This is a genomic window from Streptomyces sp. NPDC104371 (genome assembly GCF_055583785.1).
In genome coordinates, this window is the sequence record NZ_JBVJNF010000006.1 from 1 (window position 1) to 13,475 (window position 13,475).

Sequence of the window (13,475 nt, forward strand, 5' to 3'; positions counted from 1 at the left end):
CGATTTCCTCGGTGCTTTCCAGGTTCTCGCTTCCGCGTTTCCCTTTCCGGCGGTTCTGACTCTATCAGATCCTTTCGGCCCTGATTCCCCGTCAGCGGGGCTTGTCTTCCCGGCCGCTGGGCCGTTCCGACGTCCCGAACCTTAGCGGATCTCTTCCGCGATTCCCAATCGAGTGGATCAGGGACCGTCGAAGCCGATTCGAATTGAATTCGAGCATGCGAATTCAACCCTGTCGGGCGATCGTGCTGAGTGGTTTGGTTGCCGCTAGCGCGGCGGATGCGTTCCCGCAGAACCGTTACGGCCCCGTGGCAACTCGGAGAACACTACGGATCCGAGGGTGGACTGTCAAGCCTGCCCAAGGTGAAGCATCGGCAAACCGTCGGTGACCTCAGTCGAGGTCGCTGAGCCGGCCGCCCGCGTCCGGCTGGGCGTGCTCCACGCGGCGGAGCAGGCGGGTCAGCGCCTCGCCCAGGACGACGCGCTCCTCGGGAGAGAGGTCCTGGAGCAGGTCCTCCTCGAACACCGTGGCCAGGCGCATCGCCTCCAGCCACTTCTCACGGCCGTCCGCGGTCAGCTCGACGATCACGCGGACGCGGTTGGCCTCGTCGCGCTCCCGGGTGACCAGCCCCTCGCTCACCATGCGGTCGATGCGGTGGGTCATCGCGGCGGGTGTCAGTCCGAGCCGCTTGGCCAGATCGCTCGGCCCCAGTTGATAGGGGGCGCCGGACAGGACCAGCGCCTTGAGCACCTCCCACTCGGCGTTGCTGATGCCGAGCCCGGAGGTCTGGCGGCCGTAGGCGACGTTCATGCGGCGGTTGAGGCGGGACAGCGCCGAGACGATCTTCTCGACCTGGGGGTCCAAGTCCTGGAACTCGCGCTGGTAGGCGGCGATCTGTTCCTCGAGGGTCGGCTCGCTGACGCCGTATGTGTCGCCCATGGCCCGCAGTATGGCACGCGTCGGCTTGGCATCGAAGTCCTTGGACGTATACTGTTTAGGATCTAACTTTAGCTTCGAAGTCTTCAGGGTTAACCGCTTCAGGGGTAAGACGTCCGTCTGCCCGGCGGCCCCTCTCCTTAAGGCAGGTGAACGTGACCAGGGCAATGGGCGCAGCGATGCGCCGGGTTCATGTGGGCAACGCACTCAGCGCGTTCGGCCTCGGCTTCACCGTTCCGTATCTGTACGTCTATGTGGCGCAGGTGCGGAATCTCGGTGCTGTGACGGCGGGTCTCGTACTCGCCGTCTTCGCCGTCGCCGCGCTCGTCGTGCTTCCGTTCGCCGGGCGGGCCATCGTCCGGCGCGGCCCGCTTCCGGTGCTGCTCGCCTCACTGGTCACCGCCGCCGTCGGCGCGCTGAGCCTGGGGCTCGCGAGCGGCGCTTCGACCGTGCTGCTCTCGGCGGCGCTGCTCGGCGCGGGGCAGGCCGTGATGCAGCCGGCGCTGGCCACGATGATCGTGGACTGCTCGACGGCGGAGACGCGGTCGCGGGCGTTCGCCATGCAGTTCTTCCTGCAGAACCTGGGCCTCGGTGTCGGCGGACTGATCGGCGGCCATCTCGTCGACACGTCGAGGGCGATGTCCTTCACGCTGCTGTTCGCGATCGAGGCGGCGATGTTCCTGCTGCTCGTCGGGATCATGGCGACGGTGCGGATGCCGCGCGCTCCGAAGCTCGAGGACGCCGCGCCGCAGGGCGGCAAGGCGAGCTGGAAGCGGTTGCTGGAGAACCGGGCGATGGTGCAGTTGTGCGTCCTGGGCTTCGTGCTGTTCTTCGCCTGCTACGGGCAGTTCGAGTCGGGGCTGAGCGCCTACGGCGTCGAGGCGGCCGGGATCGCGCCGTCCACGCTGGGCACGGCGCTGGCGGCCAACACGGCCGTGATCGTCGTAGCGCAGTTCGCGGTGCTGCGGTTCGTGGAGCGCAAGAAGCGGACCCGGGTGATCGCGTCCGTGGGACTCATCTGGGCCGTCGCCTGGGCCGCCGCGGCGTACGCGGGGCTGGGGCACGGCAGCCGGGCCATGGCCACCGCGGCGTTCATCTCGACGTACGGGCTCTTCGGGCTCGGTGAGGCGCTGCTGTCGCCGACGGTCGCTCCGCTGGTCGCGGATCTGGCGCCGACGGGGCTCGCGGGTCAGTACAACTCGGCCTTCGCCTTGGTGAAGCAGCTCGCTCTCGCGGTGGGCCCGGCCATCGGCGGTCCGCTGGCCGCGTCGCTGCCCGGCCCGTACGTCGTCACGTTCCTGCTGTGCTCGCTGGGCATCACGGTCCTGGCGCTCCGGCTCGGGCGGCATCTCACGCCGGCGCAGAACCAGCCGTCGGCCAAGAGCCGGGTGGTGACGCAGGGGACGGCCGCTCTGTCGGAGCGCGCGGAGGTCAGCCCGTCCGGCGTGTGAGGACGGAGCCCGTTCGGGCTGCCGGGGTCCGGGGGTGCGAGGCGTGGGTGCCTCGGTCCCCGGGCCGTCGGCTGTTCACGGCCGGTCGATCGGTCACGGACAGGCGGCCGTTCACGGCAGGGTGAACTCGCACCACACCGCCTTGCCGCCGCCCGGTGTCCGCCGCGAGCCCCAACTGGCGGCGATGGTCGCCACGATCGCGATCCCGCGGCCCGCCTCGTCCGCGGGCTCCGCGCGTCGGCGGCGGGGCAGATGATCGTCCCCGTCCGTCACCTCGATGATCAGCCGCCGGTCGGTGCGCCGCAGGCGCAGCCTCATCGGCGGGGTCCCGTGCTGCAGGGAGTTCGCGACCAGTTCACTGGCCGCCAGCACGCCCAGATCATGCAGCTCGGGCGGGAAGCGCCAGCTCGTCAGGACACCGGAGGCGAAGGCACGCGCGCGTGGCGCCGCTTCCACCCCGCCGAGCAGTTCCAGGGCCGCGTTGCGGAAGAGCTCGCTGTCCGGGCCCGTACGCGCCGGGTGCTGGAGGACCAGGACCGCCACGTCGTCGTCGTGTCCCGCGGTGACGCCCGCGGAGCGGAGCAGGCGGTCGCAGATCACCTGGGGGGTGCCGGTGGCACCGGCGAGCGCGTTCTCCAGGGCGGCGATGCCCTCGTCCAGGTCCGCGTCGCGGCGCTCGACCAGGCCGTCCGTGTAGAGGACCGCGGTGGAGCCGGGTGCCAGCGGCACCGAGCCCGATGTGTGGATCCAGCCGCCCGTGCCGAGCGGTGGGCCGGTGGGTTCGTCGGCGCGCAGCACGTCGCCGTTCTCGTCGCGTACCAGGATCGGGAGGTGGCCCGCCGACGCGTACACCAGCCGACCCTCGTTCGGGTCGTGGACGGCGTACACACAGGTCGCGATCTGGTTGGCGTCGATCTCCGCGGCGAGGCCGTCGAGGAGTTGGAGGACCTCGTGCGGGGGCAGGTCGAGGCGGGCGTAGGCGCGGACGGCCGTACGGAGCTGGCCCATCACGGCAGCCGCCCGGACGCCCCGGCCCATCACGTCGCCGATGACCAGGGCCGTGCGGCCACCGCCCAGGGTGATCACGTCGTACCAGTCGCCGCCGACCGCGGCTTCCGTGCCGCCGGGTTGGTAGGTGGCGGCGATGCGCAGGTCGTCGGGCTGCTCCAGCTCCTGGGGCAGCAGGGAGCGTTGGAGGGTCACCGCGGTCTCGCGTTGTTCGCGCTCGCTGGCGCGCAGCCGTTCGGCGGCCTCGGCGTGGTCCGTGACGTCGGTGGCGAAGACGAGCACGCCCCCGGCCGCGTCGTCGGGCAGGTCCACGGGGGTGCACGTGAACGTGTAGGACCGGCCGTCGGGTGTCTTGCGGGACTTGACCGTGCGCGGCTTGGAGCTGCGCAGGACCTGATCGAGGAGGGGGAGGAGGCCGAGCCGGTCCAGCTCGGGCAACGCCTCACGCGCGGGTTCGCCGACGGGGCGGGTGCCGAAGGCCGCCGCGTAGGCGTCGTTCACGTAGGCGATGCGGTGGTCGGGGCCGTGCACCAGGGCGACGAGGGCCGGGACGCGGTCGAGGACCTCGCGTACGGGCAGGTCGTCGACGGCGGGCACGCCCGGCGGGTCGTCGGTGAGCCGCTCACCGCGGGCCGCGGGTACGGAGCCGTCTCCCCGCCGGTCCGTGGAGACCGTGTGCTCGGTCCGCGCTGCGGCGCGGCGCTGTGTTCCGGGGAGCCGGGCGCTCCAGCGCGTGAAGTTCACCGATTCCTTGCCTCGTCGTTGTCGTCTCCGGCCGGCTCCGGATCCTGTCGGGGGTCCGGGGCCTGCGCCCAGGTGCCGCAGGGGGAGTTCCTTGTGGATGTGCCGGGGTGGGTGCCGGCCCGCCCCGGGGCGTGGACCAGTCTGGCCGACCGGACCAACACCCGTTGGACGCCCGTGCCTCCGGCAGAGTTCCTGCATCCGCTCAGAACGACCCCTTCGGGTCCCCTGAAGCCTTTCCACCGGCCGCGAGTTCGAACTCCGCTCGGGGATGTTCGAGTGATCCGAGCGAGACGATCTCCCTTTTGAAGAGCCCCGCCAGGGTCCATTCGGCCAGGACGCGCGCCTTGCGGTTGAAGGTCGGCACCCTGCTGAGGTGGTAGACGCGGTGCATGAACCAGGCGGGGTAGCCCTTCAGCTTGCGTCCGTAGACGTGCGCGACGCCCTTGTGGAGTCCCAGGGAGGCGACCGAGCCGACGTACTTGTGTGCGTACGTCTCCAGGGGCTCGTCGCGCAGCGCGTGCACGATGTTGTCGCCGAGGACCCTGGCCTGGCGGAGGGCGTGCTGGGCGTTGGGGGCGGTCTCCCGGCCCGGCTCCTTCGCGGTGACGTCGGGGACGGCCGCCGCGTCTCCCGCGGCCCACGCGTGTGCGACGCCGTCCACGCTCAACTGCGGGGTGCACCTCAGACGTCCGTGGCCGTTCAGCGGCAGATCGGTGGCCGCGAGGACCGGGTGCGGTTTCACCCCGGCCGTCCACACGACCGTACGCGCGGGGAAGCGCGCGCCGTCGGAGAGGACGACGGTCCGGTCGGCACACGACTCGAGGCGGGTCTTCAGACGTACCTCGATGTTGCGGCGGCGCAGCTCGGTGACGGTGTAGCGGCCCATCTCCGCGCCGACCTCCGGGAGGATGCGGTCGGAGGCCTCCACGAGGATCCACTTCATGTCCTCGGGCTTGACGTTGTGGTAGTACCGCGCGGCGTAGCGGGCCATGTCCTCCAGTTCGCCGAGCGCCTCCACACCGGCGAATCCACCGCCCACGAAGACGAAGGTGAGGGCCGCGTCGCGGATGGCGGGGTCGCGGGTGGAGGAGGCGATGTCCATCTGCTCGAGGACGTGGTTGCGCAGGCCGATGGCCTCCTCGACGGTCTTGAAGCCGATGCCGTGCTCGGCGAGGCCGGGGATCGGCAGGGTGCGCGAGACGGAGCCCGGGGCCAGGACGAGTTCGTCGTAGGCGAGCTGTTCCGTGCGGCCGCTCTCCTCGGTGGCGGGCGTGGAGAGGGTGGCCGTGCGCCGGGCGTGGTCGATGGACGTGGCCTCGCCGACGACGATCTGGCAGTCCGCGAGGACGCGGCGCAGGGAGACGACCACATGGCGCGGCGAGATGGCACCGGCCGCCGCCTCGGGCAGGAACGGCTGGTACGTCATGTACGGCTCGGGCGAGACGACCACGATCTCGGCTTCGCCCTTCCTGATCTCCGCCTTCAGCTTCTGTTGCAGGCGCAGAGCCGTGTACAGACCGACGTAGCCGCCACCGATGACGAGGACGCGTACGCACGTGCGGGGTTCGGGGGCCATCGCCCGATGGATCGCAGCCGTCACCATCCCATGACGCACCCGTCTCTCAAGTTTGTCCACAGGCCCGGCAAATTGTGTGACCGGACGCGGGTGGCGGGCGGCGTGGGCCGGTGTGCTGGAGTCCGGGGAAAGGGCGCAGGTCAGACGGGGTACATAGGGTGGGGGTAGGGGGCGTAATCAGGAGGTAAGCGGCCCGTACTCCGATCGGGGGGCGCTCCGTGCGGAACCAGCCCCTTCTGAATTGACCCTCCCTCAACTATGTTCGTGTGACGACGGGGTGTAGGGGGATGGGTTCGATCGGGTCCGCGACGGGCGGCCCCGGTCACGCGACGGCGCTTGTTCCTACGCTCCGGCTTCCGATGACGGGAAGTGTCTCCGGGGGGAGACGTCATTACCGGGGGATCGCTTATGCACATGCAGAACACTCACTGGTCATCCGCGTCCGCCGTGACACCGGCCGACGCGATGGACGCGGCGGCGGGTGACGGACGCGGGGAGGGCCCGCGGACGACGCCGCTGCGCGTGGACGCACAGCGCAATCTGGAACACGTACTGCGCGCGGCGCGCGAGGTCTTCGGCGAGCTGGGGTACGGCGCGCCGATGGAGGACGTGGCGCGGCGCGCGAGGGTCGGTGTCGGCACGGTGTACCGGCGCTTCCCGAGCAAGGACGTCCTGGTGCGGCGGATAGCCGAGGAGGAGACCGCCCGGCTGACCGGGCAGGCGCGCGCGGCGCTCAGCGAGGAGGACGAACCGTGGTCGGCGCTCTCGCGCTTCCTGCGGATGTCGGTGGCGTCGGGCGCGGGACGGCTGCTGCCGCCGCAGGTGCTGCGGGTGGGCGTCGTCGAAGCGGGGTCCGACGAGCCGGGTGTGTCGGGCGCGGCATCGGCGGACGAGGCCCGGCTGCCCCAGCAGCGGACCCAGCCGACCGGTGAGCTGCGGCTGGTCGGGCAGCGGTCGGCGGAGCCGGACGACGCGGGCGCGACGACTCTGCTGGACGTCGTCGGGCAGTTGGTGGAGCGGGCCCGCGCGGCGGGTGAACTGCGCGCGGACGTGGCGGTGTCGGACGTCCTGCTGGTGATAGCGACGGCCGCCCCTCTGCTCCCGGACGCCGCCCAGCAGGCAGCCGCCTCGACCCGCCTGCTCGACATCCTCCTGGAGGGCCTGCGCTCACGCCCGGCGTGAGACGGACGGTCGGCCGAGCCGTGGCGGCGGGCGCGGGAGAGGCCCTGACGGGCCATCACTCTCCTGCGCCCGGTGCCCGGCCCCGCACGGCGACCCTCGCCTGAGGGAGGCGGGTGGCTGAGGTTCGGCGTCGGCCGTGGATGTGACGGAGGCGAGGCGTTACGCCCCCGCGCCCAGTGCTCGGCCCCGTGTCGCGATTCCCTCCGGTACTGCGCGGGTGCGGGACGGGGTGCCTGTCCAGCACGTGCCTCGGCGGGACAGGAGGCGGCGTAGCCAGAGTTCGAGGGAGACCAGGTCCGCGAGGCCGTCCAGGGGAAGCGGTGCGCCCTCCGCGGCGGCCCGGACCGCCTTGCGGACCACCCTGGCCTCCACCAGGCCCGCCTCCGCCAGCAGCGGGGTGTCGAACAGGGCGATCAGCGAGTTCGCCGCCAGCCGCAGACCCGTACGGGCCGCGGCGGCCGAGGAGCCGTGCGAGGGGGTGCCCCAGCCCGGGGGCAGCCCGCCGACGCCCGCGCCCTCCAGCACCGTGCGCAGGATCGCGGCCCGTGCCCCCGGCCGCACCCGCAGCGCGCCGGGAAGCTCGCGGCACGCGCGGACGACCTGGTTGTCCAGGAAGGGCGCGTGCAGCCGCTGGGAGCGGACCTCGGAGGCCTGTTCGAGGACACGGAGATCCGCCGCGTACCGGGCCAGGGCCGCCCGCGCGCGGAAGTCGCCCGGAAGCTGCCCCGGACCGACGCCCGCCCGCCCCGTGGCCGCCTGAAGACGCACGGCTACCTCGGCGAGGGCCTCACCGGTCAGCCAGCGTGCCGCCGGACCCGGTCTGGCCCAGGTGAGCGCCGCGAGCGACGCCCCGACGGCGCCCCCGGGTTCCTCGAACCTGCGCCGCATCAGCCGGTCGGCGAGTCCCTCGATCCCGGCGCGGTACGGCGTACGGGCCAGCCTCCGCGCCGCGCCGTACACGCGCGCGGGCACCAGGACCGAGCCGTCGGCCTTCGCCAACGCGGCCACCGGGCGCACGAGATGGCGTCGCTTGCGGTCCATCAGGAGGTCGGCGAGGCGGGCCGGGTGCGCGTCCAGGACCTGGCGTGCGCCATGGCCCGTGAAGTGGTCGGCGCTGCCCGACGCCAGGCGCGCGCGGTGCCTGCCCGCCGTCACCAGCGAGGGGCCCGGCTCGTCCGTCAGCGGCGCCTCCAGATCGGCGTACGGGAGCGCCTCCTCGCCGCCGGCCACCACCACGTGGTGCAGCCGGGGGTTGGCCGCCAGCGCACCGGCCCGCTCCAGCTCGGCCTCGCGCCCGCCCACGGCAAGGTCGTTGAAGGTGACGGCCAGCAGGCGTTCCCCGGCACCGGTGCCATGACCCAGGACCGTACCGGGCATACCGGGCAGCCCGGCGGCGAGCAGCGCGAGCGTGCCCGAGGCCGGTCCTCCGGAGAGGTCGGCGCCGATCCCCGGGACCGGCATCCCGCGCGCGGCGCGCCGTTCGGCGGGCCCCATGCCGGGCACGGGCCCCGGGTCGATGCCCGTGCCCGGGACATGCCGCGGCGCCGACAGGCGCGTGCGGACGGCGTCGACGAGGGCGTCGCGGACGGTGTCCACCGCGGCGGCGGGGTCCGCGGACGGCGCCGAGACCGCGAGGGAGGCGACCGGCTCGTACCCGGCGATCTCCCGCGCCCCCGTGCGCAGGATGAGCGCGTGCCCCGGCGGAATGCGGCGCACGCCGTCGTACGGCGTCGAGTCGTGCACCGCGGCCGGGACATCGGGGGCCGCCAGCAGCGCCGCCAGGTGCCCGAAGTCGAGGTTGGCCTCGATCAGGTCGGCGAGCGGCAGGGCGGCGGTCGCGTAGGCCGTGCCACCCGCCCAGGGGGTGTGGAACACCGGCCGCGCACCGGCCAGATCGCCGCACACCGTGATCCTGCGGCCCACCTGGACGACGGCGGTGTAGCCGCCGGACCAGGCCGTCAGATGGCGCAGGGCTCCTCCGCGGGCCGCGAACAGACCGACGCGCAGTTCCTCGTCGGACGCCCCGCAGGTGCCGAGGACCGCGATCCGGGTCTGCGCGTCGGCCTTCACCACACGCACCTCGTCGGGGCGCCAGTCGCCGACCGCCCACAGCGGATCGGGGTCGCCCCACAGCAGTTGGGCGCCCACCGGGCGCACGCTCTCGCCGTCGTATCCGGCGGCCCCCGCGTCGTATCCGGTGGCCCCGGCGGCACTGGACACAGCGGCCCCCGCGGCAGCGCTGCTCCACCCCACCAACCACCGCATCGAAACGCCTCCACAGGCTGTGGACAACCAGTGCACCGCACGAACGGCTCCCATGCTGCCACGAAGAATGCGCGCCGGAGGGCGTCTGCGACCGCTCGCGCGCCCTGTGGCGCGCCCCTGCGGGGACCGTCGTAAGCTGGTGAACTCCTGCTGCGGAAGCGCCTGTTGAGGCGGGTCGGCGACGCGAATGCGCCCCCGATACGCTCCCCTCGAACGCCCTTCGCGCCCTCAAGAGGCGTGGTCGGGGCCTTGATCGCCCGCGCCCCTCGCCGTCGACTTTCGGCCAATTCGACTGAGGCCGGGCCGAGTTGGGCACGCTCCGTACAGGGACCTCCAACGCACAGTCCGGGAGGCGGAGTTCGCCTCCCGGACTGGTCCGCCGCCCGCGGGGATGAAGGCGGCGGTGTCCCCCAGCCCGCTGGATCCAGTACAGCGGGCCGACCCACGCACCGCCCATCGAACCGTTCTCCGGGCGGCCGCAGAAGAGCGCACGGACGGGCGCACGGCCACACATCGGGAGCACGTGACGACACTCCGTACAGAGGTACGTACCACAATCCCGCCATCCGGATTTTCGCCCCTTAACGCATGGGATGCGGGGAACTACGCTGGGTTTACGAATGCCGCGAGGTTATGCCAACACCGCGGCAGCCGTCTGTGTCGAGGGGTGGCGCATGTCCAGGGAGCAACGCGAGCCGAATGAGAAGCTCGGCGCGGTTCTCGCCCTCGCGGGAATCAGCAACGCAGGACTCGCCCGGCGCGTCAACGACCTTGGCGCACAGCGCGGGTTGACTCTTCGCTACGACAAGACCTCGGTGGCGCGCTGGGTGTCGAAGGGCATGGTGCCGCAGGGCGCCGCCCCGCATCTCATCGCCGCGGCCATCGGCCAGAAGCTCGGCCGCCCCGTACCGCTGCACGAGATCGGTCTGGCGGACGCGGACCCCGCGCCCGAAGTGGGCCTCACCTTCCCCCGCGACCTGGCCCAGGCGGTGAAGTCGGCGACCGAGCTGTACCGCCTCGACCTCGCCGGTCGCCGGGCCGGCAGCGGCGGCATCTGGCAGTCGCTGGCCGGGTCGTTCGCGGTCAGCGCCTACGCGACCCCCGCCTCCCGCTGGCTGATCACCCCGGCCGACAGCTCGGTGGCGCGCGAGCCCGGCCTCGCCGACGGCCCCGGAGCCGCGCTGAAGGTCGGCCACAGCGATGTGCAGAAGCTCCGCGAGGCCGCGGAGGACGCCAGCCGCTGGGACTCCAAGTACGGGGGCGGCGACTGGCGTTCGTCGATGGTGCCCGAGTGCTTACGGGTCGAGGCCGCCCCGCTGCTGCTCGGCTCCTACTCCGACGAGGTGGGCCGGGCCTTGTTCGGTGCGAGCGCCGAACTGACGCGCCTGGCGGGCTGGATGGCCTTCGACACGGGACAGCAGGAGGCCGCCCAGCGCTACTACATCCAGGCGCTGCGCCTCGCGCGCGCCGCCGCCGACGTCCCCCTGGGCGGCTATGTGCTGGCCACGATGTCGCTCCAGGCGACGTACCGCGGCTTCGGTGACGAGGGCGTCGACCTCGCGCAGGCCGCCCTGGAGCGCAACCGCGGTCTGGCCACCGCGCGCACGATGAGCTTCTTCCGGCTCGTCGAAGCCCGCGCGCACGCCCGCGCGGGGGACGCCCAGGCGGCCGGCGCGGCCCTGAAGGACGCCGAGAACTGGCTGGAGCGCTCCCGCGACGGCGACAACGACCCCTCCTGGCTCGCCTTCTACTCCTACGACCGCTTCGCCGCCGACGCCGCCGAGTGCTACCGCGATCTCAAGGCCCCCCGCCAGGTGCGTCGCTTCACCGAGCAGGCGCTGTCCCGCCCCACGGAGGAGTTCGTGCGCTCGCACGGGCTGCGCCTGGTGGTGTCCGCGGTCGCCGAGCTGGAGTCGGGCAATCTGGACGCGGCGTGCGAGCAGGGCGTGCGGGCCGTGGAGGTCGCCGGGCGCATATCGTCGGCGCGCACCACCGAGTACGTACGCGATCTGCTGCACCGGCTGGAGCCGTACGGCGACGAGCCACGCGTGGCCGAGCTGCGCGAGCGCGCCCGGCCGCTGCTGATGACTCCGGCCTGAGCCACGCCGCCTCTTCGGGTTTGAGGGCACTGTCGGTGGCGCAGTGCACTATCGGGACCGGGAGGTGGAGCAGGTGCCCAGGATCGCGTACGACTGCGATGTGCTGGTGGTGGGCGGCGGAATCGTCGGCCTGTCGACGGCGTACGCGATCACGCGTGCCGCGCCGGGCACGCGGGTGACGGTCCTGGAGAAGGAGCCCGGCCCCGCCCGCCACCAGACAGGACGCAACAGCGGGGTCGTCCACAGCGGGATCTACTACCGCCCCGGCTCGCTCAAGGCGCGCTACGCGGTGCGGGGCGCCGCCGAGATGATGGCCTTCTGCGCGGAGTACGGCATCCCCCACGCGGTCACCGGCAAGCTGATCGTCGCGACCGGCCGGGCGGAACTCCCCCGGCTGCACGCGCTCGCGCAGCGCGGCCGGGAGAACGGCATCGCGGTGCGGGAGCTGGGCCCGGCGCAGATCGCGGAGTACGAGCCCGAGGTGCGGGGCCTCGCCGCCCTCCATGTCGGGATCACGGGGATCTGCGACTACACGGCGGTCGCCCGGCGGCTCGGCGAGATCTCGGGGGCGGAGCTGCGGTACGGCAGCGAGGTCGTCCGGATCGACCGGCGCCCCGCGCGCGGCGTCGCCGTACTGACCGGCGACGAAACGGTCCTGCGCGCCCGTGCGCTGGTGAACTGCGCGGGGCTGTACTGCGACGAGGTGGCCCGGCTGGCCGGGGACGACCCGGACATGCGGATCGTGCCGTTCCGCGGCGAGTACTACACCCTGGCGCGGCCCGATCTGGTGCGGGGACTGGTGTATCCGGTGCCGGACCCGGCGTTCCCCTTCCTCGGGGTGCATCTGACGCGGGGGATCGACGGAGAGGTGCACATCGGGCCGAACGCGGTGCCCGCGCTGGCGCGCGAGGGGTACGGCTGGGGGGTCCTGCGGCCTCGGGAGCTGGGCGCGACGGTGGCCTGGCCGGGGGCATGGCGGATCGCGCGACGGCACTGGCGGTACGGGGCCGGGGAGCTACGGCGGTCGGTGTCCAAGGAGGCGTTCACCGAGGCGGTGCGCAGGCTGCTGCCGCCGGTCGGCCCGCGGGATCTCGTACGGGCACCGGCGGGGGTACGGGCACAGGCCGTCCTGCGGGACGGAACGCTGGTGGACGACTTCCTGATCAAGGAGGGCCCGCGGACGGTCCACGTACTGAACGCACCGTCACCGGCCGCCACGGCAGCACTGCCGATCGGCCGAGAGGTGGCACGCCGAGCACTCACGACGCTGAACCAGAACTGAACGCCCCCTGCCTCGGCCCGGCCCGAGCGCAGGCGGTGGCCCCGTACCATGGAGGGCACTGTGTCTGACTCCCTCGACTTCGCCCCCGTAGCCTCCGAGACCGCCGACGGTGGTCTGTCTCCGCGCGTCCCCGGTGGGTCGCGGGCCAAGAGGGAGCCACGGTTTCCCGACGGGCCGCAGGCCGATCCCGCCGGGTCGCACTTCGAGCGGCGGATCCGCAGCTTCCAGCCGCGCCGCAGCCGGGTGACGGCCGGGCAGGCGGACGCGTTGCAGCGGCTGTGGTCCCGGTGGGGGCTGGACATCGACGGGCAGCGGGTCGTGGACCTCGCCGAGCTGTTCGGGAACACGAACCCCGTCGTGCTGGAGATCGGCTTCGGCATGGGCGAGGCCACCGCGCGGATGGCCGCCGACGCCCCGGAGACCAACATCCTCGCCGTCGACGTCCACACCCCGGGCCAGGGCAATCTGCTGGCCCTCGCCGACCGGGCGGGCCTCGCCAACGTCCGTGTCGCGAACGGTGACGCGATCATCCTGCTGCGCGAGATGCTCGCACCCGACTCCCTCGACGGGCTGCGCGTCTACTTCCCCGACCCCTGGCCCAAGAAGCGCCACCACAAGCGGCGCCTCATCCAGCCCGAGTTCCTCACCCTGGCCGCGACCCGCCTGCGACCGGGCGCGCTGGTGCACTGCGCGACGGACTGGGAGCCGTACGCGGAGCAGATGCTCGACGTGCTCACCGCGCACCCGGCCTTCGAGAACACCCGGCCGGACGGCGGTTACGCGCCCCGGCCCGCCTTCCGGCCGCTGACCCGCTTCGAGGGCCAGGGCCTGGACAAGGGCCATGTCGTGAACGACCTGCTCTTCCGTCGCGTACCGCACCCGGACCGGCCGTCCGCCGTCTGAACTCCCCGCGTCCAGCCGCCTGATCACCCCG

9 protein-coding genes are annotated in these 13,475 nt (G+C 72.7%); 5 read left to right on the forward strand and 4 right to left on the reverse strand.

Annotated features, from left to right (window positions below; genetic code table 11):
- Positions 1-388 precede the first annotated feature (388 nt).
- Positions 389-937, reverse strand: coding sequence for a MarR family winged helix-turn-helix transcriptional regulator (locus tag ACZ60T_RS19275; RefSeq protein ID WP_365629177.1), 549 nt, complete (start codon positions 935-937; stop codon positions 389-391).
- A 164-nt stretch (positions 938-1,101) separates the two neighbouring features.
- Between ACZ60T_RS19275 and ACZ60T_RS19280 the strand changes: the two genes are divergently transcribed.
- Positions 1,102-2,385 (forward strand): MFS transporter, encoded by a 1,284-nt coding sequence (locus ACZ60T_RS19280; protein ID WP_365629218.1) that lies wholly within the window; start codon positions 1,102-1,104, stop codon positions 2,383-2,385.
- Positions 2,386-2,496: 111 nt separating this feature from the next.
- Here the strand turns inward: ACZ60T_RS19280 and ACZ60T_RS19285 are convergent, their stop codons facing one another.
- Both ACZ60T_RS19285 and ACZ60T_RS19290 read right to left on the reverse strand, forming a co-directional pair.
- On the reverse strand, positions 2,497-4,137 hold the full coding sequence (locus ACZ60T_RS19285) for an ATP-binding SpoIIE family protein phosphatase (protein ID WP_365629174.1): 1,641 nt from the start codon (positions 4,135-4,137) through the stop codon (positions 2,497-2,499).
- A gap of 202 nt (positions 4,138-4,339) precedes the next feature.
- The gene (locus ACZ60T_RS19290; RefSeq protein WP_365629171.1) at positions 4,340-5,713 is read right to left on the reverse strand and encodes an NAD(P)/FAD-dependent oxidoreductase; all 1,374 of its coding nucleotides are present in this window, start codon (positions 5,711-5,713) and stop codon (positions 4,340-4,342) included.
- A gap of 408 nt (positions 5,714-6,121) precedes the next feature.
- Between ACZ60T_RS19290 and ACZ60T_RS19295 the strand changes: the two genes are divergently transcribed.
- Entirely contained in the window at positions 6,122-6,895 is a 774-nt protein-coding gene (locus ACZ60T_RS19295) for a TetR/AcrR family transcriptional regulator (protein WP_469666978.1), read from the forward strand.
- Between the two features lie 159 nt (positions 6,896-7,054).
- Here ACZ60T_RS19295 and ACZ60T_RS19300 read toward each other — a convergent pair whose 3' ends face one another.
- Positions 7,055-9,160 (reverse strand): asparagine synthase-related protein, encoded by a 2,106-nt coding sequence (locus tag ACZ60T_RS19300; RefSeq protein ID WP_469666979.1) that lies wholly within the window; start codon positions 9,158-9,160, stop codon positions 7,055-7,057.
- Positions 9,161-9,834: 674 nt separating this feature from the next.
- Here ACZ60T_RS19300 and ACZ60T_RS19305 point away from each other — a divergent pair.
- The 3 genes from ACZ60T_RS19305 (at position 9,835) to trmB (ending at position 13,444) form a co-directional block, all read left to right on the forward strand.
- Positions 9,835-11,259: an MFS transporter gene (locus tag ACZ60T_RS19305; protein ID WP_252426580.1), complete on the forward strand. Its 1,425-nt coding sequence runs from the start codon at positions 9,835-9,837 to the stop codon at positions 11,257-11,259.
- 64 nt (positions 11,260-11,323) lie between these two features.
- A complete protein-coding gene (gene lhgO / locus ACZ60T_RS19310; protein ID WP_469666980.1) occupies positions 11,324-12,541 on the forward strand; it encodes an L-2-hydroxyglutarate oxidase in 1,218 nt (405 codons plus the stop codon).
- 60 nt (positions 12,542-12,601) lie between these two features.
- Positions 12,602-13,444: a tRNA (guanosine(46)-N7)-methyltransferase TrmB gene (gene trmB, locus ACZ60T_RS19315; RefSeq protein ID WP_469666982.1), complete on the forward strand. Its 843-nt coding sequence runs from the start codon at positions 12,602-12,604 to the stop codon at positions 13,442-13,444.
- Positions 13,445-13,475 lie beyond the last annotated feature (31 nt).

What these genes read in the sequence shown, in the direction of transcription:
- ACZ60T_RS19305 (WP_252426580.1), top strand. Translation starts at nt 9,835, where the DNA reads ATGTCCAGGGAGCAACGCGAGCCGAATGAGAAGCTCGGCGCGGTTCTC.
- ACZ60T_RS19290 (WP_365629171.1), bottom strand. Translation starts at nt 5,713, where the DNA reads ATGGCCCCCGAACCCCGCACGTGCGTACGCGTCCTCGTCATCGGTGGC.
- ACZ60T_RS19280 (WP_365629218.1), top strand. Translation starts at nt 1,102, where the DNA reads ATGGGCGCAGCGATGCGCCGGGTTCATGTGGGCAACGCACTCAGCGCG.
- ACZ60T_RS19300 (WP_469666979.1), bottom strand. Translation starts at nt 9,160, where the DNA reads ATGCGGTGGTTGGTGGGGTGGAGCAGCGCTGCCGCGGGGGCCGCTGTG.
- ACZ60T_RS19295 (WP_469666978.1), top strand. Translation starts at nt 6,122, where the DNA reads ATGCACATGCAGAACACTCACTGGTCATCCGCGTCCGCCGTGACACCG.
- ACZ60T_RS19275 (WP_365629177.1), bottom strand. Translation starts at nt 937, where the DNA reads ATGGGCGACACATACGGCGTCAGCGAGCCGACCCTCGAGGAACAGATC.